The following is a 19,361-nucleotide window of genomic DNA, read 5'->3' on the forward strand; positions in this document are numbered from 1 at the left end:
CCCGGACGGACGCCTCCGCCCGGGAGGCGCGCGGCGGCGCGTCGGGGCACGTGCCCGCGTCGTGAGGGCGCCGCGCGTAGGCTCACCGCTCGTGACCAGGAGCGCGAGCCGCCGGGGCAGCACGCCGGCGTCCGGGCCCGGGGCCGGCTCGACGTCCGGCCCGCGCCGTCGCCGCCGCGACCGCCGGGGCCGCGGCCTGCGGATGCCGCTGTACCCGTCGGGCTCCCCCGCCGCGCGCACACGCGCCGAGCGCTTCGACGCCCTCGTGCTCGAGGCGCTCGAGCCCATCGAGGAGCGCTGGAGCGCCGAGCTCGCCGACCTCGACGTCGCGGTCGACGACGTGCCCGAGGTGCCCGCCGGCCCCCAGGGCTCGCCGGTGGACGACGACGCCGTGCTCGGCGACGGCGAGGTGCCCCTGGCGCGGCTGGTGCCCGCGGGCATGGACCGCCGTGGCGCGGTGACCCGGGCGCGCATCGTGCTCTACCGCCGCCCGCTCGAGGCCCGCGCGCTCGACGGCGAGGACCTCGCCGACCTGCTGCACGACGTGCTCGTCGAGCAGGTGGCGGGCTACCTCGGCGTCGAGCCGGACACCATCTCCGGAGACGAATAGGTGACCACTCGGCGCGACTAACCGTGGTGGACGGCTTCGACGTTGTGGCCGTCGGGGTCGCGCAGGAAGACCGCGTAGTAGCCCGGGTGGTACTCGGGGAAGACGCGCGGGGCGTGCAGGACCTCCGCCCCGTGGGCGAGCGCGGCCTCGTGCACGGCGTCGACCGCGGCCCGGTCGGGCGCGGCGAACGCGACGTGCAGCTCCTGGGCCACGGCGTCGCCGGGCGCGAGCCAGAAGTCCGGGTGGGACCCGCCGGTGGTCATGCCCACGACCTCGGGCGCACCCGGCGGGCCGGTGGGGATGCGCAGGCCCACGGCCATGCGCAGCGGTGCGAACACCGCGCTGTAGAAGGCGACGGAGGTCTCGACGTCACCGCAGGGGAATCCGACGTGGTCGAACATGCCGCGGAGACTAGGGCCGACCCCCGACAGCGCCGGTCGGACCGACGGTCCTAGTCCAGCCGGCGACGGGACGGCAGCGCCGAGAGCGCGGTGAACAGCACCAGCGCGAGCTGGAGCAGCAGGAGCAGCAGGCGCCCGTCCTCGTCGCGGTCGACGACGACGGCCCCGCCGCCCGGCGGCACGGCGACGCCGACGAGGTGGCCCCACGCGGGCACCACCGGGGCCGCGACGCCGCCGACGGTCGCCGACCAGCCCGACTCGAGCTCGGCGGCGACGACGAGGAGCCGGCGGTCGGCACCCGGCGACACGCGCACGGCCACGGTGGGCAGGTCCGAGGGCACGGTGGTCAGCCCGGCGGGGCGGCGCGGGGCGGCCCGGGCCTCGGTCGCGTCGTCGGACACCGGCGGCTCGAGCAGCACGGCCCCGGCCACCGGCAGGGCGACGCGCGCGGTGGGCCGCCCGTCCGAGACCGGCGGCGCGTCGGCGAGCAACGGTCCCGCGGCCGCGCGCACGGCACGGGCGGTCCGGTCGTCGGGCAGGACGACGAGCCCGGTGCCACCGGTCGCGAGCTCGGCGACGCCCGCCTGCGCGGTGGCCGGGTCGCCGGAGAGCAGGGCGCGCACGTCGCGCTGCAGGCGGGCGGGCGAGGCGCCGACCGGGGCGAGGTCGTCGTCGCCGTAGCGCGGCAGCTCGGGGCCGGCGCGGCGGGTGGTGTCCTCCTCGCGGGTCACGACGACCACGCGGGCCCCCGACCGTTCGAGCTCCGCCGCCACGGTCCGGTCGAGCGCCGGCGCGGCGGTGCCGGCGAGCGGGCCGGCCCCGCCGCGCAGCACGGTGGCGACGGCGAGCACCACGACCGCGGTCGCCACCACCGGCACGGCGATGCCCCGCGCCCGGGCGCTGCGGTCGCCGGCGCCCGGGGCGCGCGAGCGCAGGCGTCCGGCCAGGACCGAGGCGCCCGCCCCGGCCCGCTCGACCGCGCCGGCGAGGCGCCCGCCGAGGCCGGCGCCCCCGAGGTCGAGCTCGGACTCGCCGCGCCGGGCCGGGCCCCGGTCGACCGGGTCGCGGCGGCCCAGCAGGCGCCCGAGCGGCTCGGTCCGCGACGCCGCGACCTGCGCGAGGAGGCTCCACACCGCCCCGCACGCGGCGACGGCGAGCGCGGGACCCGTCCAGCCCGGGCGCGGGTCGCCGCCGGCGAGCGGTACCAGCGCGAACGACCCGACGACGCCCGCGGCGACGATGCCGAGCAGCAGCAGCGCGAGCCCGGGCACCGCGGCCTTCCGGGGCGCCACCAGCGCGCCGCCGACCGCCGCCACCACGAGCACGAGGCCCGTCCAGGGCAGCGTCGCGGGGCCGCCGGGGTCGAGCGAGAGCACGTCGAGCGCGGACACGAAACGCTCGGGCACGGTCGACCCGGTGCCGTGCAGCAGCACCTCGGGCGCCGCGAGGAGCACCGTCGGCCACGGCAGCAGCAGGAGGACCGGCAGCACGACGACGACCGCGAGCGACATCGCCCGGCGCCCGGCCGCGCGGGGCGGCGCCGGCACGAGGACGAAGCCGATCACCACGACGACCAGCACCAGCACGTGCACCAGCGGCGCGAAGGCGCTGACGATGCCGAGGGCGAGCGCCGTGCCCGCCGCGGTGCTCCACCACGAGCCGCGCCGGCCCGTCGTGCGCACCCCGCGCAGCACCGCGACCACCCCGGCCAGCACCAGCGGCAGCAGCACCGCGGCCACGACGCCGTCGAGGCGCCCCTGGGCGACCGCGCCCGTGGTGATGCCGAGCAGGGCGTAGACCGCGGCCGCGAGGGCCCGCAGCACCCGGCCGACCCGCAGCTCGCGCGTCGCGAGGTACGCCGACAGGCCCGCCAGCGGCAGCGCGGCGACGAGCAGGAGCGACACCGCGGCCGGCGGGCCGCCGACCGGCCACGCGGGGCCGCCCAGCACGCCGACCACCGCGAGCGCCGCCGGGACGGGTGCGCCGGTGCCGCCGGCGATCGGGTGCCAGCCGGCGAGGTAGGTCGACCAGAGCTCGCGCAGGCCCGGGACCTCGGCGATCCGCCCGCCGGCGAGGTCGAGCCCGAGGCGCGCGCGCTGCGTCACCAGCGAGACGAGCGTCAGCCCGACGACGAGCAGCAGCGGCGGGGCGAGGAGCAGCTCGCGTGCCACCCGGCCCGGCGTGACCGGGACGTAGACGACCCGTTCCCCGTCGGGTGCGGGCCGGGGGTCGCTCGGCCGGATCGGTGCGACGGCCTCGGTGGGGGGCTCCGACCAGGACGAGGCGTCCGCCGGCGCCCGGGGGCCGGGCAGCGCGACCGCCAGGGACTCCCCCGGGCGGCGCAGGCCCGCGGTCCGACGCCGGCGCAGCGCCGCGCCCGCCGGGAGCGCCTCGGGGCCGACCGCACGGCGGCGTCCGGCGTCGTCGGCGGCCTCGTCCTCGCGGGACCCGGCCCGTCCGGTGCGCTCCGCCCACTCGGGCAGGCGGCCGAGCTCGAGCTCCTCGCGCAGCCGCCCGCGCACGAGCGAGGTCATCCCGCCACGCACGGCGTTGCGCAGGCGCGTGGTGCGGCTGGTCAGCAGGCCGCGCAGCTCGCGGGGCAGCGCCGTCGCCCCGGTGCTGCGCCGGCGGCGCGCGTCGGCGAGGTCGGCGATGCCCGGGCCGGACCCGAGCACCCGCGCCAGGCCCGCGAGCTCCGCGCCCGCCGCCCGCGCCCGGCGCACGAGCAGCAGCCCGAGCGCGCGCATCACCGCGAGCACCGGCAGGCGCACGAGGCCCAGCACGAAGGCAGGGCTCGAGCAGTTGGCGAGGAAGGTCCGCACGCCGTGGGCGCGGTCGGTGGCCCGGTAGCGGGGGTCGACGCCGGCGGTGTCGAGCGGGCGCACCCGGGTGGTGAGCGCCCGGGCGTGGCGCAACCGCGCCGACGGCGCGCACAGGACGAGCCCGCCGGCGCGGTTGACGCGCCAGCCGTAGTCGACGTCCTCGCGCAGCAGGCCGAGCGCGGTGTCGTAGCCGCCGAGGGAGTCCCACTCGCGGCGACGCACCAGCGAACCCGCCGACCCGACCGCGAGGACCTCGGAGTTGGTCGCGAACTGGCCGAGGTCGAGCTCGTCGGCGCCGATGCCGGTCTGCCGCGAGCCGGAGGCGTCGATGGAGACACCGGCCTCGACGACGAGGCGGGGGTCGTCCCAGTCGAGGCACAGCGGGCCGAGGACGGCGGCCGACGGGGAGGCGGCGGCGACCGAGAGCAGGACCTCGAGGCAGTCCGGGGCGGGGGCGGCGTCGTCGTGGAGGACCCAGAGCCAGTCCCCGCTCCCCCTGTCGGCGTGCTCCCCTCGCTGCCCGACCGAGGCATTGCGGCCCCAGCGCCGGTCGGCGTCGTCGACCGCGGTGTGGACGGCCTCGGCGAAGCCGGTGTCGCGGGGCATGCGCAGGACGACGTCGACCTGGTTGCTCGCCGCGAGGACGCCCGCCGTGCCGTCGGTGGACCCGGTGTCGACCGCGACCACCCAGCGCGGCCGCCGCGTCAGGCGCGCCAGCGCGTCGAGCGTGCCCCGGAGCCAGGTCTCGCCGTCGTGGCAGACGAGGACGGCCAGGACCGGCGTCGATGCCCGTGCCGATGCCCGTGTCGATACCGCCGTCGGGGAGGGTCGAGCCACGCGCGCCGTCCTTCCCCTCGGGCCACCACCCGAGGGCGCCCACGCTGCGGTCCGGCGTCCGAGACTAGGACCCGCCCCGGACGGGGGACGGCCGGGGTGTCAGACGGCCCCGCGCGCTGCCCCGCTAGACCGCGCGACGCTTGAGGCGCCGGCGCTCGCGCTCGGACAGCCCGCCCCAGATCCCGAACCGCTCGTCGTGGCCCAGCGCGTACTCGAGGCACTCGCTGCGGACCTCGCAGCTGTTGCAGATCTGCTTGGCCTCCCGGGTGCTGCCGCCCTTCTCGGGGAAGAACGCCTCCGGGTCGGTCTGCGCGCAGAGGGCGCGCTCCTGCCACTCCTGCTCGTCCTCGGTCACCATGGCGAGCTCGGACAGGACGTCCCGCAGCCCCGCCCTCGGTGCCTGTGCCGGACCCGCCGGGCTCACCGCCCAGCCGTGCTCCGCTCCGTGCCCCTGGCTGCCCAGCACCACCGACCCGCTCTCCGCAGCGTTCACGACGCCCTCCTCGCCTCGACTCCCCCGGCCCCCCGCCTGAGCGGACGAGGCGTCGGCCCCGCACCGACGTGTCATCGCGTAGGAATTACACCGGTGTCGTTCCATCCGGGTCAAGCCGGGGGCCTCGTCCGGCCGCATGTCGCGACGACCGGTCGTCACGTGCGGTGAGCGTCATGCTCTGTCCGTAGCAACGAACGCTCAAACCTCATCGGGGAGACTGGTCCGTGTGGCCCCACGCTCACGCCTGCGCTCCCCGGTCAGCCCCATCTTCCTGGTCCTCGTGGCCCTCACGGCCGCCGGGGGCGCCCTGACCCTCGTGCCCGCGGAGGGCGCGGTCATCGGCGGCACGGTGCTGCTGGTGCTCGCCGGGTGGGCGGTCTCGCTGTGCCTGCACGAGTTCTCCCACGCCCTGACCGCCGACCGCTGCGGCGACCACTCGGTCCGCGCGCTGGGCTACCTGACCCTCGACATCCGCCGTTACGCCAACATCGGGCTCACGCTCGTGCTGCCGCTGCTGTTCCTGCTGCTCGGCGGCATCCCGCTGCCCGGCGGGGCGGTGTGGATCCAGCGCGCCGCCCTGCGCTCGCGGCCCGCGATCAGCGCGGTGTCGCTGGCCGGGCCGCTGGCGAACCTCGTGCTCGCGGCCCTCATCGCGATCGCCGTGGTGCTCACGGCGCCGCCGCTGCCGCTCGCCGCCGCCCTGATGTTCCTGGGCCTGATCCAGGTCCTGACGTTCGTGCTCAACCTGCTGCCGGTGCCGGGGCTGGACGGCTGGGGCGTCATCGACCCCTACCTGCCCTACCGCACGCGCGCCGCCGCGGCCCGGATCGCGCCCTACGCGCCGATCGCCTTCATCCTGATCATCTTCTTCGTCCCGTACGCCTCGGCGCTGCTGTTCACCGTGGCCGACGCCGTCTTCGGCCTCGTCGGCGGCGACTCCGCCCTCTCCGGGCTCGGCGGTGCGCAGTTCACCGAGCTGCTGCGCTGATCCCACCCGGCACCCACCCGACGCGGCGCGGGGGTGCCCCGCAGGAGGACGATCGGGGCCGAGCCGTCGAGAGGAGCACCCGGTGCAGGTCACCGTTCTGGTCGGGGGCGTCGGGGGCGCCCGCTTCCTGCAGGGCGTCAAGGCCGCCGCCGGTCCCGGCGACACCATCCGCGCCGTCGTCAACGTCGGCGACGACATCTGGATGCACGGGCTGCGCGTCTGCCCCGACCTCGACACGTGCATGTACACCCTCGGGGCGGGCATCGACACCGAGAAGGGCTGGGGCCGCGCCAAGGAGACGTGGTCGGTGCGCGAGGAGCTCGAGGCCTACGGCGCCGACCCGACGTGGTTCGGGCTGGGCGACCGCGACGTCGCGACCCACCTCGTGCGGACCCGGATGCTGCGCGCCGGCTACCCGCTCTCGCAGGTCACGACGGCGCTGTGCCACCGCTGGGCGCCGGGGGTCGACCTGATCCCCGCCAGCGACGACCGCATCGAGACCCACGTCGTGGTGGACGACCCGGCCGACGGCCGCCGCAAGGCGATCCACTTCCAGGAGTGGTGGGTGCGCCACCGCGCGGCGCTGCCCGCGCACTCGTTCGCCTCGGTGGGGCGCGACGAGGCCACCGCCTGCCCCGACGCGCTCGCCGCGGTCGCCGACGCCGACGTGGTGCTCGTGGCGCCGTCGAACCCGGTGGTCAGCGTCAACACCATCGTCGACGTGCCGGGGATGCGCCCGGCGCTCACCGCAGCCCCCGCCAAGGTCGTCGGGGTGTCGCCGATCGTCGGCGGGCACGCGGTGCGCGGGATGGCGGAGGCGTGCCTCGCAGCGGTCGACGTGCCGGTGACCGCCGAGGGCGTCGGGCGCTGGTACGGATCGCGGGCCACCGGCGGGCTGCTCGACGGCTGGCTCGTCGCGCCCGGCGACGGCGCCGAGGTGCCCGGCGTCGCGGTGCGCGAGGTGCCGCTGATGATGACCGACCCGGACACCACCGCCGCGATGGTGCGGGCGGCGTACGAGGTGGCGGGTGTCTGAGGTGCCACCCGGCGCAGCGGAGGTCACCGCCGATGCGTCGGACGCCGCGGGGGCGTCCCTCGCTCCCCCGCGGGGCGACCACGCCGCGGACGGGCTGACGCTCTGGGGCGTCCGCGGGCTCCCCGAGTTCCGGCCCGGCGACGACCTCGCCGCGGCGCTCGCCACGGCGCTCGACGGCACGCTCGCCGACGGCGACGTGCTCGTCGTGACCTCGAAGGTGCTCTCGAAGGTCGAGGGCCGGCTGGTCACCGTGCCGTCCGACCCCGACGCGCGCGACGCCGCCCGCCGCGCGCTGATCGACCGCGAGACCGTGCGCCTGCTCGCGACGAAGGGCCGCACCAAGATCGTCGCCAACCCGCTCGGCATCGTGCAGGCCGCCGCCGGGATCGACGCCTCGAACGTCGCCGGCGACGAGGTCGCGCTGCTGCCCGAGGACCCCGACGCCTCGGCCGCCGCCCTGCGCGCCGCGCTGCGCGAGCGGCTCGGGGTCGACGTCGCGGTGGTCGTCACCGACACCATGGGCCGCACCTGGCGGACCGGCCAGACCGACGCCGCGATCGGCGCGGCGGGCCTCGAGGTGGTGCACGCCTACGGCGGAGCGGTCGACGCGCAGGGCAACGAGCTGGTCGTCACCGAGGTGGCGGTGGCCGACGAGGTCGCGGCGGCCGCGGATCTCGTCAAGGGCAAGCTCGGCGGGGTGCCCGTCGCGGTGGTGCGCGGGCTGCCCGCGGCGCTGCGCTCGGAGACCGCGCGGGGCGCGGACCTCGTGCGCCCGGTCGAGGAGGACCTGTTCTGGCTGGGCACGGACGAGGCGCTGGCGCGGGGCCGTGAACAGGGACGGCGCGAGGCGGTCCCGGCCCGGCGGTCGGTGCGCGCCTTCGCGCCCGACCCCGTCGACCCCGCGGCCCTGCGCCGGGCGGGCGCCGCGGCGCTGACCGCGCCCGCCCCGCACCACACCCGTCCGGTGCGGTTCGTGCACCTGGCCGCGCCCGACGTCCGCACCCGGCTGCTCGACGCGATGGCCGAGGCCTGGCGCGCCGACCTGCGCGGCGACGGGTTCGCCGAGGACGCCGTCGCCCGCCGCGTCGCCCGCGGTGACCTGTTGCGCGCCGCACCGGAGGTCGTGCTGCCGTTCCTCGTCCTCGAGGGCGCCCACGCCTACCCCGACGCCCGGCGCGCCGCGGCCGAGCACACGATGTTCACCGTCGCCGGCGGCGCGGCGGTCCAGGGGCTGCTCGTGGCGCTGGCCGCCGAGGGGCTCGGCTCGTGCTGGGTGTCGTCCACGATCTTCGCGCCGGACGTCGTCCGCGCCGAGCTGGACCTGCCCGCCGACTGGGAGCCCCTCGGCGCGGTCGCCGTCGGGCACCCCGCCTCCGCGCCGCCCCCGCGCGGCGCACTCGCCGTCGACGACCGGTGGGTGGAGCGGTGAGCGACCCCGAGCTCGACCCGGCCCTCGAGCCCGCCGGCGACCGGACCCTGGCCGCGACCACCCGGGCCGCGGTGTCGACCGCCGCGGTGCACGCCGACGCGCGCGCCGTGCTCGACCGCTGGCGCCCGGCGCTCCGCGATGTCGACTCCGTGCGCCAGGCGCTGCTGTCCTACCTCGACGCCCGCCCCGACGCCTGCTCGCGCTCCTGCGCGCCCGGGCACCTGACGGCGTCGACGCTCGTGCTCGACGCCGCCGGCGAGCACGCCCTGCTGACCCTGCACCCGCGCATCGGGGCGTGGATCCAGCTCGGCGGGCACATCGAGCCCGACGACACCACCCTCGCCGGGGCCGCACTGCGCGAGGCGACCGAGGAGTCCGGCATCCCGGGCCTCGTGCTCGATCCCGAGCCCGTGCACGCCGAGGTCCACGCGCTGACCTGCTCGCTCGGCGTGCCCACCCGCCACCTCGACGTCCGCTTCGTCGCCCACGCCCCGCCCGGCGCGGTGGAGTCGATCAGCGAGGAGTCGCTGGACCTGCGCTGGTGGCGGCTCGCCGAGCTGCCCGACGACGTCGCGTTCGGGCGTGCGCTCTCGCCCTGATCCTGGAGGGGTCAGTACGTCCGGTAGTCCTTGGGCGAGAAGCGGGGCCCGAAGCGCGGGCGCCGGAACCCCGAGGCCTCGATGTACCGCACGGCCCGCTGGCGCTGCGGCTTGTAGCAGGCCAGCACCTCGAGCATCCCGGCGTCGTCGAGCTTGCGGCCCACCAGGGCCCAGCCGACGGTCGACGGGATGTGGAAGTCGCCGACGCTGACGGCGTCGGGGTCGCCCCAGGAGCGCTGGGCCACCTCGGCGGCGGTCCACACCCCGATCCCCGGCACCTTGCGCAGCAGCGCCCGCCCGGCCTCGCCGCGCAGCTCGGCGGCCTTCTCCAGGCGGTGCGCGACGGTGGCGGCGGCGAGGATCGCGCGGCGGCGGGCCTGGTCGACGCCGGCGCGGTGCCACTCCCAGTCCGGGATCTCGCGGGTCCGACGCGGGGTCGGCGGCAGCTTCATCCGCCGCGGGGTCGGGCCCGGCGCGTCCTCGCCGAAGCGCCAGCACAGCTCGCGGAACGACCGGCGCGCCTCGGTGCCCGTCACCTTCTGCTCGAGGATCGCGGGCAGCAGCTGGTCCCACACCGTGCGCGTGGCCCCGAGGCGCAGGCCCGGCATGCGCCGGCGGGCCTCGGCGACCAGCGGGTGGTGGCCGACGAAGCCGGCGTCGTCGTCCTCGGCGCCCAGCAGCGCCGGCACCCCGTCGACGATCCACGCCGCGCCCGGCCCCCACGCCCGCGCCCGCACCTCGCCGTCCCGCCGCGACAGCGCGAGCGTCGCGGGGCCCTCGGGCGTCGGGGTGGCGCGCCACAGCTCGCCGCCGTGCGACCCCTCGAGGTCGGTGTGGAACGTCGGGTCGCCCTTGCCGCGACGCAGCGGGGCGATCAGCGCCCGCAGGTCGAGCACGAAGTCGGGCCGCCAGACCCGCTCCGCCTCCGGCGCCGCGACAGGGGGAGCCTCAGGCACCACCCGAGAATCGCAGACCGCCGTCGGGGACGACGAGACCGGGCCAGATCCGCACGCCGGCCAGCAGCTCGCACGAGGCCCCGATCGACGCGCCGTCGCCGACCACCGCGTCGCTGACCACGGTCTCGTCGCCGATCGTCGCGCCCGGGCCGATCACCGAGCGCTCGACGACCGCGCCGTCGCCGATCCGCGCCCCGTCCATCACCACCGACCCCGAGACGCGGCTGCCCTCGCCGACCTGGACGTCGGCGCCGAGCGTGGTGCCGTCGGTCAGCGACGCCGAGGACGCCACCTTCGCCCCGGGCAGCAGCAGCGCCGTGCCGACCGGACCCGGCAGCGCGGCGGTCGGCGCGGCGCCCTGGACGAGGTCGGCGCTGCCGCGCACGAACGAGGCGGGGGTGCCGAGGTCGAGCCAGTACGACGACTCGACGTGGCCCTGCAGCCGCGAGCCGCCCGCGAGCAGGCCCGGGAACGTCTCGCGCTCCACCGACACGGGCCGGCCGGCGGGGATCGCGTCGATGACCTCGCGCCGGAAGACGTAGCAGCCGGCGTTGACCTGATCGGTCGGCGGCGTGAGCGTCTTCTCCAGGAACGCGGTGACGCGGCCCGTCGCGTCGGTGGGCACGCAGCCGAACGCGGTGGGGTCGGGGACCCGCACGAGGTGCAGGGTCGCGTCCGCGCCCGCCGCCCGGTGCTCGCCGACCACCGCGCGGACGTCGACGCCGGAGAGGATGTCGCCGTTGAACACGACGACCTCGTCGAACCCGGGCGCGAGCGCGTCCGCCGCGTAGCGGATGCCGCCGCCGGTGCCGAGCGGCTCGGGCTCCGGGCAGCAGGTGAGGTCCAGGCCCAGCGCCGCGCCGTCGGACAGGAAGCCCTCGAACACCTCGGCGCGGTACGCGGTGCCCAACACGACGGTGCGGATGCCGGCCGCCGCGATCCGCGAGAGCAGGTGCGCCAGGAACGGCACCCCGGCCGTCGGCAGCATCGGTTTCGGCGTGCTCAGCGTCAGCGGCCGCAACCGGCTGCCCTGCCCCCCGACGAGCACCACCGCGGCCGTGCGCGCCGGGTCGATGATCGTCCCGTCGAGCTCCGTGTCCCCTGTCTGCACCACCCGAAGACCCCCCTCGTCGATGACGAATCGTGACCGCGGGCGATAGTGTGGACCCTCCCGGGGCCGTGTCGGCCGACGACCCGGCCGAGACCCGCCCGTCGGGGAAACGAGCAGGAGGGTCGCAGGTGGCCTCGAATGCGTGGGAGCGCGCTCAGGACGCCATCGCGCATGCCTCCCAGCGGGCCACGGAGCGTGACGAGGACGTCATCACGCCCGACTCCGCGGTCTCGCCGTTCGACGCGGCGAGCACCACGATCCTGCCGCACGCGCTGAGCTCGCGCGGGGGCCGGGGCCACGACCCGGACCTCACCCAGCGGCTGCGCCACGACGGTCTCCGGCCGACCGGGCAGGTCGACGGGCCGCCCGGTCAGGACCGGCCCCGCAACGGCCACCACCGCCGCCCGGACGACGACGAGGACGGCGACCCGACCACCGTCCGCTTCGACACGCGCCCGTCGCCGGCCCACCCCGGTACCTCGCCGTTCCCCGCCAACCCCTTCCCCGGCGGGCCCGGCCCCGCGCCCGAGCCGGAGCACGACGAGACGCCCGCCGAGGAGCCCCGCCGCTCGTGGTGGCGGCGGCTGTTCGGTCGCTGACGCTCAGTCCGGCAGCGCCGCCACCCCGGACCGGGCGCCGGCGAAGCGGCGGCCGAGCTCGTCGCGGGTCCAGGCGTCCCCGGCCCGCTCGAGGGCCCGGCGTCCCCGCCGGGTCCGGGCGACCAGGCCGGACAGGACGAGGTTGCGCAGCACGGTCGGCGGCACGGTCCAGGGCAGGGACCGGAGCGGGCCGTCGGGGAGACCCAGATCCCGCAGCGCCTCCCGCCCCAGGAACCAGCGCAGCAGGCCGAGCACGTGGCGACGGCGCAGCTCGCCGCGCCAGGGGCTCGACGCCATCGCCCGCTGGCCGTCGACGAGCGCGCCGGCGAGCGCCGGGCCGGCCGGGGTGACGTCGTCCTGGACGAGCAGGACGTGGTGCAGGAAGTGGTTCTGCTCGCGTTCGGTGGTGAAGAGCCAGTCCTCGTCGACGCCCATGAGCCAGCCCGTGTAGCGCCACAGGTGCATGACCGCGTGCGACTCGGCGGGCGTCACCAGCCACCCCAGCGCGCGGGCGCCGAGCAGGCCGGTGCTGCTGAAGAGCCCGAGCGTCGCGGCCTGGTCGGCCTGGTTGACCGGCAGGCCCCAGTGCCCGACGTCCCAGCGCCCGTTGGTCTCGAAGCGCCGGTCGACCAGGGCGTGCATCGCGCGGACGTGCACCGTGAGCCGCCAGCCCTCGCCGTCGCGGCGCAGCCCGCCCGGCGCGATCACCGCGCGCGCCCACTCCGTCGTCTCCCCGAGGCGGCGCATCGCTGTCCCGCCGGTGAGCCCGCCGGTGGCGACGAGCAGGTCGGCGGGCCCGCCGAACCGGTAGCCGCCGATGAGCGAGAGCGTGAGCAGGACGTCGTCGAGCGTGCGCCCCATCCGCCGCAGCGCGCGGCCGCCGCGCTCGAGGAGCACGGGATCGACCCAGTCCGGGGTGTCCTCGACGACCGCGAAGAAGTCGGCGAGCGGCCCGGACGCGGGGACGGCGGCCGGGTCGGCGAGCGCGCGGTGGAACGCGACCATCGTGACCCGATCCCCGTCGCCGCGCGGGCGGCTCATCGCCGCGGCGAGGTCGGCTCCCACCTCGTCGCGGGCGAACATGCGCCGCCCGATGCGGTCGAGCAGCTCCTCGTCGGTCGACCGCACCCGCGCGACCAGGCACAGCGGCCGCGCGATGCGCCGCGAGCGCTCGGGCGCGGCGCGGAAGCGACCGGGATGGGGGTCGAGCTGCTCGCGTGCCACCATGCGCACCATGCTGAGACGAGTTCCTGCTCGCGTTCAAGTCGCGTCCGCGACGGCCCACCGGCCGTGACTGCGCCGCGGCGTCGTCGCGAGCCCCGCCAGGAGCGCTCGCGGGCGATGGTCGAGCGGATCGTCACCGCCGGGCGGGCCGTCCTGCTCGAGCGCGGCACCGACGGCCTGACCACGAACCACGTCGCCGCCGCGGCCGGCATCAGCCCGGGCTCGCTCTACCAGTACTTCCCCGACAAGGAGGCCGTCCTCGACGAGGTGGTGCGCCGCTACGCCGACGACCTCGAGGAGCGGGTGACGCGGGCCTTCGTCGACACCGCGGCCGAGCGCGACGCGACGGTGGCGGTGCGCCGTGTCGTGCTCGCGCTCGTCGACGCGCTCGCCGAGCACCCGGCGCTGCTGCGGGCGGTCGCCCAGCGGCTGCCCCGGGCCGGCGACGACCGGCGCGCCGCCTTCGCCCGCCGGGTCGACGCCCTGCTCACGAGCACCCTGCTCGCGCGCCACGGCGGCGAGCTGCGGCACCCGGCGGGCACCGTCGCCTGGATGCTCGTGCGGACCGTCGAGAGCCTCGCGGTCGGCTACGTGCTCGAGGAGCCGCCCATCGCGCAGGAGGTGTTCGCCGAGGAGGTCACGGCGCTCGTGCTGGGCTACCTGGGGCGGGCGCTGGCGGGTGAGGAGGCCGGCTAGAAGGCGCTGCGGGCGCCCGTCCGGGCCCGCAGACGCAGCCCGACCCGCAGCCCGAGGCGCAGCGGCGCCCAGCGTCGGCCGCGGTAGCGGTCGGCGAGGAACCGGTAGGCGCTGCGGTGGTGCTCGGCGAGCATCCGGGTCGAGGTCGGGGCGTCGCGCTCGGTGGCGTGCCCGCCGGTGTGGGTGACCTCGGCGTCGGGCACGTAGACGTTGAGCCACCCGGCGCGCCCGAGGCGGTCGCCGAGGTCGACGTCCTCGAAGTACATGAAGTAGCGCGGGTCGAAACCGTCCACCGAGTCCCACGCCTCGCGGCGCAGCAGCACGCAGGACCCCGAGAGCCAGCCCGCGGTGCGCTCGGCGACCGCGCCGTCCTGGCGGTAGGCGCGCGTCCAGGGGTTCGCGGGCCACACGGCGGCGAACAGCGCGTGCCCGACGCCGCGGCCCAGGCTCGGCTGCCGGCGCGCCGACGGGTAGACCTCGCCACCGGTGCGGATCAGCGGGCCCAGCGACCCGGCCCGCGGCCACCGCTCGCCCGCCTCGAGCAGCGCGTCGAGGCTGCCCGGGCCGAACGCGATGTCCGGGTTGGCGACGAGCACCCAGCCCACCTCGGCCGGCAGGCCCGCCACCGCGCGGTTCGCCGCGGCGCCGTAACCCACGTTCTCGCCGATCCGCAGCAGGTCGACGCGGTCGTCGGCGGCCGCCGCGGCCTCCGGGACGCCGTCGACCGAGCCGTTGTCGGCCAGCACCACGCGGTACGGCCGGGACGTGGCCTTCTCCAGCGAGGTGAGGAACTCGCCGAGCGACTCGCCCGGCGAGTAGGTCACGGCGACGACGGCGAGGGCGGGGCCGTAGGCGGGGACGGGGTCGGGCACGCCGGGCATTCTGGCCGACTCAGTCGTCCCACTCGTCGACCAGCCCGCGGTACTCCGCCTCGAGGAGGGCCTCGGCGTCCGGGTCGCCGCGCCAGGACGCCTCCTCGAGGAAGGGCTGCGCCTCCTCGCGGCGGCCGAGGTCGTGCAGGAAGCGGCCCAGGTGGAACGCCGCCCCCGGCTCGCCGACCTCGTGGGCCAGCCGCAGCTGCTCCTCGGCGCCGGCGAGGTCCTCGTGGCGGTCGCGCAGGAACCAGCCGTAGTAGATGTGCGCGCACGGCGCCCCGAGCTCGGCCGCGCGGCGGTAGAGCTCCGCGGCCTCCGGCACGCGCCCCTCGGCGAGGCGACAGTCGGCGAGCGCGACGAGGGTCGCCGGCCGCCCCTCGTCGTGGAGGTCCTCGGCGATCTCGGCGGCCGTCAGCGGGTCGTCGAGCTCCTCCAGGTGCAGCGCGACGAGGTTGAGCCCCGCGAGCTCGTCGCCGAGGCGCACCGCGCGGTCGAGCACGTAGAGCGCCTCCTGGGTGCGCCCGCGCTCGCGCAGGAAGACGCCGTAGTCGTTGGTGGCCTCCGGGTCGCCGGCGTCCAGGCCGACGAGGAAGGCGGCCTCGGCGCGCTCGTGGTCGCCGACCGCGGCGAGGGTCTCGCCCAGGAGGCCCGCGAGGTCGGTGCGCCCGCGGCTCATGACCACGGGCATGAGGACCTCGGCGGCCTCGCGGCGGTTGCCGTGGTCGAGGTGGGCGTTCGCCAGCAGGCCGTGCGCCGACGGCTCCCCGCACGCCAGGGCCCGGCGCAGGACGGCGACGAGCTCCTCGTGGTGCACGGCCGGGTCGGGGTGCGGGACGGCGAGGAGCGCCCGCGCCTCGGCGCAGAGGGGTTCGTCGTCCTCGTGGACGGGCGTGCCGTCCGCCGGCTCGTCCACCCCCGTCGCGGCCTGCTCCGTCACCGGATCAGTGTGCGCTGCGCGCAGGTGAGCAGAAAGAAGTGCTGGAGCACTTATTTTCGCTCACCTGCGCGGAGCGCACCTACAGGCGCGGGCCGCGCGTGGCGTCGTCCGGGGAGGGCAGCGTCAGCGGCCAGTAGCGCCAGGCGTCGGGCGCGTTCGCCGCCAGGTCGCGGCGCGCGCTGCGCCGTCGCTCGGCCTGCCACCGCTCGTCGCGGGCCACGCGGGCCCGCAACCGGTGGCGCTCGCGCCCGGCGTCGATCACCAACCACACGGCGACCAGGCCGAGCAGCGCGAGGAGGACCGTCTCCACAGCCATGACCGCTCAACGCACGAGAGGGCCCCGAGGACACGCAAATGACATCGATGTGATGACGACATTGGTCCGTTCAGCCCAGTAGGAGCTCCGGGTGGTGCGCGACCGCGGTGCCCAGGGCCTCGCGCCACGGTGGTAGGGGCTCGAGGCCCGCAGCCCGCCACGACACGTCGGAGAGCACCGACCACGCCGGTCGCGGGGCCGGGCGGGGGAAGGACGCGGTGTCGCAGGGGCGCACGCGGGCGGGGTCGGCGCCCAGCTCCTCGAACACCGCCCGCGCCAGCCCGCACCACGTCGTCGCCCCGCCGCCCGCCGCGTGCCGCGTGCCCGCCGGCGCCGACGAGCGCGCGAGCGCGACCAGGCCCGCGGCGAGGTCCGCCGACCACGTGGGCGAGCCGTGCTGGTCGTCGACGACGTCGACGGTGTCGCGCTCGCGGGCGAGCCGGGCCATCGTGCGCACGAAGTTCGCCCCGGTGGCGCCGTAGACCCACGCGGTGCGCACGACGTGGTGGGCGTCGGGCAGCGCGGCGCGCACGGCCTGCTCCCCCGCGAGCTTGCTGCGCGCGTAGACACCAGCGGGCGCGACGGGGTCGTCCGGTTCGAGGGGGCGGCGCGCCCCGCCGGGCAGTGGGCCGAGCACGTAGTCGGTGGAGACGTGGACCATCGTCGCGCCGACCTCCGCGCACGCCGCCGCGAGCAGCCCGGGAGCCTCGGCGTTCGCCGCCCACGCCGCCGCGCCGGCCTCGGGGTCGGTCTCGGCGCGGTCCACCGCGGTGTAGGCGGCGGCGTTGACGAGCACCGGCCGTCCGGCCCCGGCCGTCTCGCCGACCCACCCGTGCACCGCGGCGCGGACGGCCGCGGCGTCGGTGACGTCGAGCTCGGCGCGGGTCACGGCGACCAGGGAGTCGCCCGGCGGGGCTCCCTCGTCGCCGGGCGCGGTGAGCCGGGCGACGAGGTCCGTCCCCAGGGCACCCCCCGCCCCGGTCACCATCCACCGCACCGGACCCCGCCCCCCGTCGATCACGCACGGCAGTCTCCCAGCCCGCCGGGGTGACCCCTGTCCGTGCCCGGTCACCGTCCTCGCACGGCCCCGGCGCCTTCACCCCCAGCTCGAGCCACGGGAACGGGCCCGCTCTCACCGCGCGTCGCCGCGACGCGCCGACGAGCCGTCCAACGGGTGAGAGGCACCGAACGGGACGGAGGCCGTCTAGCCTCTGGCCAGGCCCCTCGTCGACCGCGGGAGCCCCACCGGGCCCGGCACCGGAGGGGAGCCGACCAGCGCCGCGCCGGGGGCACCGCGGACCCGCGGCGACGACGGACCATGATCGACCGACGGCCCCCGCCGGGGCCAGGACCGGGGAGGGAGGCGGGGCGATGGACCGTGACGACCCCGGTCCGTCCCGCCGCGACCCGGCCCGCCGCTTCGGGCCCTCCGCGGCCCGCCGCAGCCCCGGCCGCGCCGGTGGCCCGCCCCTCGACGACGACGGGTGGGGCCCCGCCCCCGACGACAGCGCCACCCACCCCGACCGCCGGCCCTCCGCCCGCGGCAACGGCAGCGCCCGCACCAACGGCAACGGCAAGGGTGACGGCGCCGGTGCCCGCCTGCGCCGCCGCGACCTCGCCGAGCTCTCCGCCGTCCCCGCCGGGTCCCGCAAGGGCGCCAAGCGCGTGGCGGGCCCCGACGACCTCCTCGGGCCGCCGCCCGAACGCCCCCGGCGCCCGGGGCCGCCCCGCGACCGCGACCCCCGCGACCGCGACCCCCGCGACCGCGACCCCCGCGACCGCGATCCCCGCGACCGCGACCCCCGCGACCGCGATCGCCGCCCGTCCCGGGACCGACCCGACCGCGAGCGGGGCCGACCCGGCCCGCCCCCGCCCCGTCCCCCCGGCCGGCCGCGCCCGGTGCGCGAGCTGCCCGAGGGCGACGGGCGCCGGCCGATCGGCCGCTGGGTCCGCGTGGGCCTCGTCGTGCTCTCGGTGCTGGTCTTCGCGCTGTCGGGCACGGCGTGGGCGGCGCTGTCGGGCAGCGTCGGCGGCACGAGCGCGCTGGGCGACGGTCCGGTCGGCGACGCCGCGGACGGCGCCACCGACATCCTCCTCGTCGGCGTCGACAGCCGCACCGACGCGCAGGGCCAGCCGCTGCCCGAGGAGGCGCTGCGCGAGCTGGGCGCCGGCGCCGCGGACGGCGTCGTCAACACCGACACGATGATCCTGGTCCGGGTGCCCAACGACGGCAGCCGCGCGGTCGCGTTCTCGGTCCCCCGCGACAGCTACGTCTCGATCCCCGGCGCGTTCCGCCGCGACAAGATCAACTCGGCGTACCCCGGCGCGAAGGCCGCCGAGGCGAACCGGCTGGTCCAGTCCGGCGTCACCGACCCGCGCGAGGTCGACGTCCGCTCGTCCGAGGCCGGCCGCCAGGAGCTGGTGCGCGCCGTGGCCGACCTCACCGGGCTGACCGTCGACCACTACGCCGAGGTCAACCTCATGGGCTTCTACACGCTGACCAACGCCATCGGCGGCGTCGACGTGTGCCTCAAGAACCCCGTGGACGACGAGCTCTCCGGCGCCCGCTTCCCCGCCGGCCCGCGCACGGTCGCCGGCCACGACGCCCTCGCCTTCGTCCGCCAGCGCCACGGGCTGCCCAACGGCGACCTCGACCGCATCCGCCGCCAGCAGGCGTTCCTCGCGTCGATGTCGCGCAAGGTGCTCTCCAGCGGCACGCTCGCCGACCCGCTCACCCTCGGTCGCCTGCTCGAGGCCGTGCAGCAGTCGGTGGTGCTCGACGGCGGGTGGGACCTGCTGCGCTTCGGCCAGCAGATGCAGGACGTCAGCGCCGGCGCCGTCGCGTTCCTCACCATCCCCACCAACGGCACGCGCAACGTCGACGGGCGCGGCGAGGTCCTCGACGTCGACCCGACCGCCGTGCAGCGCTTCGTCGCCGACGCCATCGGGCCCGAGGACTCCGCGGACGCCAACGAGGACGGCCCCGCGCCCGCGACCATCCCGGTCGACGTCCGGAACGCCTCCGACGCCGAGGGGGCCGCTGCGCGGGTCGTCGCCGTGCTCTCCGCGCAGGGCTACGCCCGGGCCGTCGCCGGCAACGCCGAGGCCCCGGCCCCGCGCTCCGAGGTGCTGTTCGGGCCGGCGGGCGACGGGGCCGGCGCGCGCGTCGCCCGCAGCCTCGACGACCTGCCCGCCCGCTTCGACCCCACCGTCCCGCCGAACACCGTGCGCGTCCTGCTCGGCGCCGACTACGACGGACCCGGCGCCGCGCGCACCCCGCCCCCGGCCACGGGCGCGACGGGCGGGCTGATCGGGACCGAGGTCGTGCCCGTCGCACCGCCCCAGCCGGCGATCACCGCCCAGGGCGTCCCCTGCATCGACTAGCCGGCCGCGCCGCGGAGATGCCGCCGGTACTCCCCCTCGGGGCGCCGA

Annotated in this window: 18 protein-coding genes; 8 read left to right on the plus strand and 10 right to left on the minus strand. The window is 77.6% G+C overall.

Going from position 1 to position 19,361, the window contains the following annotated elements:
- Positions 1–202: 202 nt before the first annotated feature.
- Positions 203–610: a metallopeptidase family protein gene (locus tag PH190_RS24180; RefSeq protein WP_274234144.1), complete on the plus strand. Its 408-nt coding sequence runs from the start codon at positions 203–205 to the stop codon at positions 608–610.
- A 17-nt stretch (positions 611–627) separates the two neighbouring features.
- Here the strand turns inward: PH190_RS24180 and PH190_RS24185 are convergent, their stop codons facing one another.
- From PH190_RS24185 to PH190_RS24195, 3 genes are all read right to left on the minus strand, one after another.
- Entirely contained in the window at positions 628–1,011 is a 384-nt protein-coding gene (locus PH190_RS24185; RefSeq protein WP_274234089.1) for a VOC family protein, read from the minus strand.
- 50 nt (positions 1,012–1,061) lie between these two features.
- Entirely contained in the window at positions 1,062–4,670 is a 3,609-nt protein-coding gene (locus tag PH190_RS24190; protein ID WP_274234090.1) for a glycosyltransferase family 2 protein, read from the minus strand.
- 124 nt (positions 4,671–4,794) lie between these two features.
- Positions 4,795–5,028, minus strand: coding sequence for a WhiB family transcriptional regulator (locus PH190_RS24195; RefSeq protein WP_274198973.1), 234 nt, complete (start codon positions 5,026–5,028; stop codon positions 4,795–4,797).
- A 361-nt stretch (positions 5,029–5,389) separates the two neighbouring features.
- Here PH190_RS24195 and PH190_RS24200 point away from each other — a divergent pair, with 361 nt between their 5' ends.
- The 4 genes from PH190_RS24200 (at position 5,390) to PH190_RS24215 (ending at position 9,215) form a co-directional block, all read left to right on the plus strand.
- Positions 5,390–6,151, plus strand: a complete 762-nt coding sequence (locus tag PH190_RS24200) for a site-2 protease family protein (protein WP_274234091.1) — start codon at positions 5,390–5,392, stop codon at positions 6,149–6,151.
- Between the two features lie 82 nt (positions 6,152–6,233).
- Positions 6,234–7,187 carry a 2-phospho-L-lactate transferase gene (gene cofD, locus PH190_RS24205; RefSeq protein WP_274234092.1) on the plus strand — a complete coding sequence of 318 codons (954 nt, stop codon included), beginning with the start codon at positions 6,234–6,236 and terminating at the stop codon, positions 7,185–7,187.
- A 1-nt stretch (position 7,188) separates the two neighbouring features.
- Complete coding sequence (locus PH190_RS24210; protein ID WP_337993853.1) at positions 7,189–8,616, plus strand: coenzyme F420-0:L-glutamate ligase; 1,428 nt, start codon at positions 7,189–7,191, stop codon at positions 8,614–8,616.
- 71 nt (positions 8,617–8,687) lie between these two features.
- Positions 8,688–9,215: an NUDIX hydrolase gene (locus PH190_RS24215; RefSeq protein WP_420791707.1), complete on the plus strand. Its 528-nt coding sequence runs from the start codon at positions 8,688–8,690 to the stop codon at positions 9,213–9,215.
- 11 nt (positions 9,216–9,226) lie between these two features.
- On the opposite strand, the gene PH190_RS24220 is transcribed toward PH190_RS24215, so the two are convergent.
- Both PH190_RS24220 and manB read right to left on the minus strand, forming a co-directional pair.
- On the minus strand, positions 9,227–10,171 hold the full coding sequence (locus PH190_RS24220; RefSeq protein WP_274234094.1) for a DNA-3-methyladenine glycosylase family protein: 945 nt from the start codon (positions 10,169–10,171) through the stop codon (positions 9,227–9,229).
- Complete coding sequence (gene manB, locus PH190_RS24225) at positions 10,164–11,285, minus strand: mannose-1-phosphate guanylyltransferase (protein WP_476291069.1); 1,122 nt, start codon at positions 11,283–11,285, stop codon at positions 10,164–10,166. Before manB ends, PH190_RS24220 begins: the two co-directional genes overlap by 8 nt.
- A gap of 125 nt (positions 11,286–11,410) precedes the next feature.
- Here manB and PH190_RS24230 point away from each other — a divergent pair, with 125 nt between their 5' ends.
- Entirely contained in the window at positions 11,411–11,881 is a 471-nt protein-coding gene (locus PH190_RS24230) for a hypothetical protein (protein ID WP_274234095.1), read from the plus strand.
- A 3-nt stretch (positions 11,882–11,884) separates the two neighbouring features.
- Here the strand turns inward: PH190_RS24230 and PH190_RS24235 are convergent, their stop codons facing one another.
- Entirely contained in the window at positions 11,885–13,108 is a 1,224-nt protein-coding gene (locus PH190_RS24235) for an oxygenase MpaB family protein (protein WP_274234096.1), read from the minus strand.
- Between the two features lie 114 nt (positions 13,109–13,222).
- On the opposite strand from PH190_RS24235, the gene PH190_RS24240 reads away from it, so the two are divergent.
- Positions 13,223–13,801 (plus strand): TetR/AcrR family transcriptional regulator, encoded by a 579-nt coding sequence (locus PH190_RS24240; protein ID WP_274234097.1) that lies wholly within the window; start codon positions 13,223–13,225, stop codon positions 13,799–13,801.
- Here the strand turns inward: PH190_RS24240 and PH190_RS24245 are convergent.
- From PH190_RS24245 to rfbD, 4 genes are all read right to left on the minus strand, one after another.
- Positions 13,798–14,682, minus strand: coding sequence for a glycosyltransferase family 2 protein (locus PH190_RS24245; RefSeq protein ID WP_274234098.1), 885 nt, complete (start codon positions 14,680–14,682; stop codon positions 13,798–13,800). The two genes, PH190_RS24240 and PH190_RS24245, sit on opposite strands and share 4 nt — an antisense overlap.
- 10 nt (positions 14,683–14,692) lie before the next feature.
- Entirely contained in the window at positions 14,693–15,613 is a 921-nt protein-coding gene (locus PH190_RS24250) for a tetratricopeptide repeat protein (RefSeq protein WP_274234099.1), read from the minus strand.
- 79 nt (positions 15,614–15,692) lie between these two features.
- Positions 15,693–15,929 carry a hypothetical protein gene (locus PH190_RS24255; protein WP_274234100.1) on the minus strand — a complete coding sequence of 79 codons (237 nt, stop codon included), beginning with the start codon at positions 15,927–15,929 and terminating at the stop codon, positions 15,693–15,695.
- 70 nt (positions 15,930–15,999) lie between these two features.
- Positions 16,000–16,917: a dTDP-4-dehydrorhamnose reductase gene (rfbD, locus tag PH190_RS24260; RefSeq protein ID WP_274234101.1), complete on the minus strand. Its 918-nt coding sequence runs from the start codon at positions 16,915–16,917 to the stop codon at positions 16,000–16,002.
- A 383-nt stretch (positions 16,918–17,300) separates the two neighbouring features.
- Between rfbD and PH190_RS24265 the strand changes: the two genes are divergently transcribed.
- Entirely contained in the window at positions 17,301–19,313 is a 2,013-nt protein-coding gene (locus PH190_RS24265) for an LCP family protein (protein WP_274234102.1), read from the plus strand.
- Positions 19,314–19,361 lie beyond the last annotated feature (48 nt).

This window comes from Actinomycetospora straminea (assembly GCF_028737255.1).
Lineage (GTDB): Bacteria > Actinomycetota > Actinomycetes > Mycobacteriales > Pseudonocardiaceae > Actinomycetospora > Actinomycetospora straminea.

Bases quoted from the DNA above. Each gene is read 5' to 3' on its own strand.
- PH190_RS24180 (WP_274234144.1), top strand. From the start codon at position 203: ATGCCGCTGTACCCGTCGGGCTCCCCCGCCGCGCGCACACGCGCCGAG.
- PH190_RS24185 (WP_274234089.1), bottom strand. From the start codon at position 1,011: ATGTTCGACCACGTCGGATTCCCCTGCGGTGACGTCGAGACCTCCGTC.
- PH190_RS24195 (WP_274198973.1), bottom strand. From the start codon at position 5,028: ATGGTGACCGAGGACGAGCAGGAGTGGCAGGAGCGCGCCCTCTGCGCG.
- PH190_RS24235 (WP_274234096.1), bottom strand. From the start codon at position 13,108: ATGGTGGCACGCGAGCAGCTCGACCCCCATCCCGGTCGCTTCCGCGCC.
- PH190_RS24240 (WP_274234097.1), top strand. From the start codon at position 13,223: ATGGTCGAGCGGATCGTCACCGCCGGGCGGGCCGTCCTGCTCGAGCGC.
- PH190_RS24245 (WP_274234098.1), bottom strand. From the start codon at position 14,682: ATGCCCGGCGTGCCCGACCCCGTCCCCGCCTACGGCCCCGCCCTCGCC.
- PH190_RS24255 (WP_274234100.1), bottom strand. From the start codon at position 15,929: ATGGCTGTGGAGACGGTCCTCCTCGCGCTGCTCGGCCTGGTCGCCGTG.
- rfbD (WP_274234101.1), bottom strand. From the start codon at position 16,917: ATGGTGACCGGGGCGGGGGGTGCCCTGGGGACGGACCTCGTCGCCCGG.
- PH190_RS24265 (WP_274234102.1), top strand. From the start codon at position 17,301: ATGGACCGTGACGACCCCGGTCCGTCCCGCCGCGACCCGGCCCGCCGC.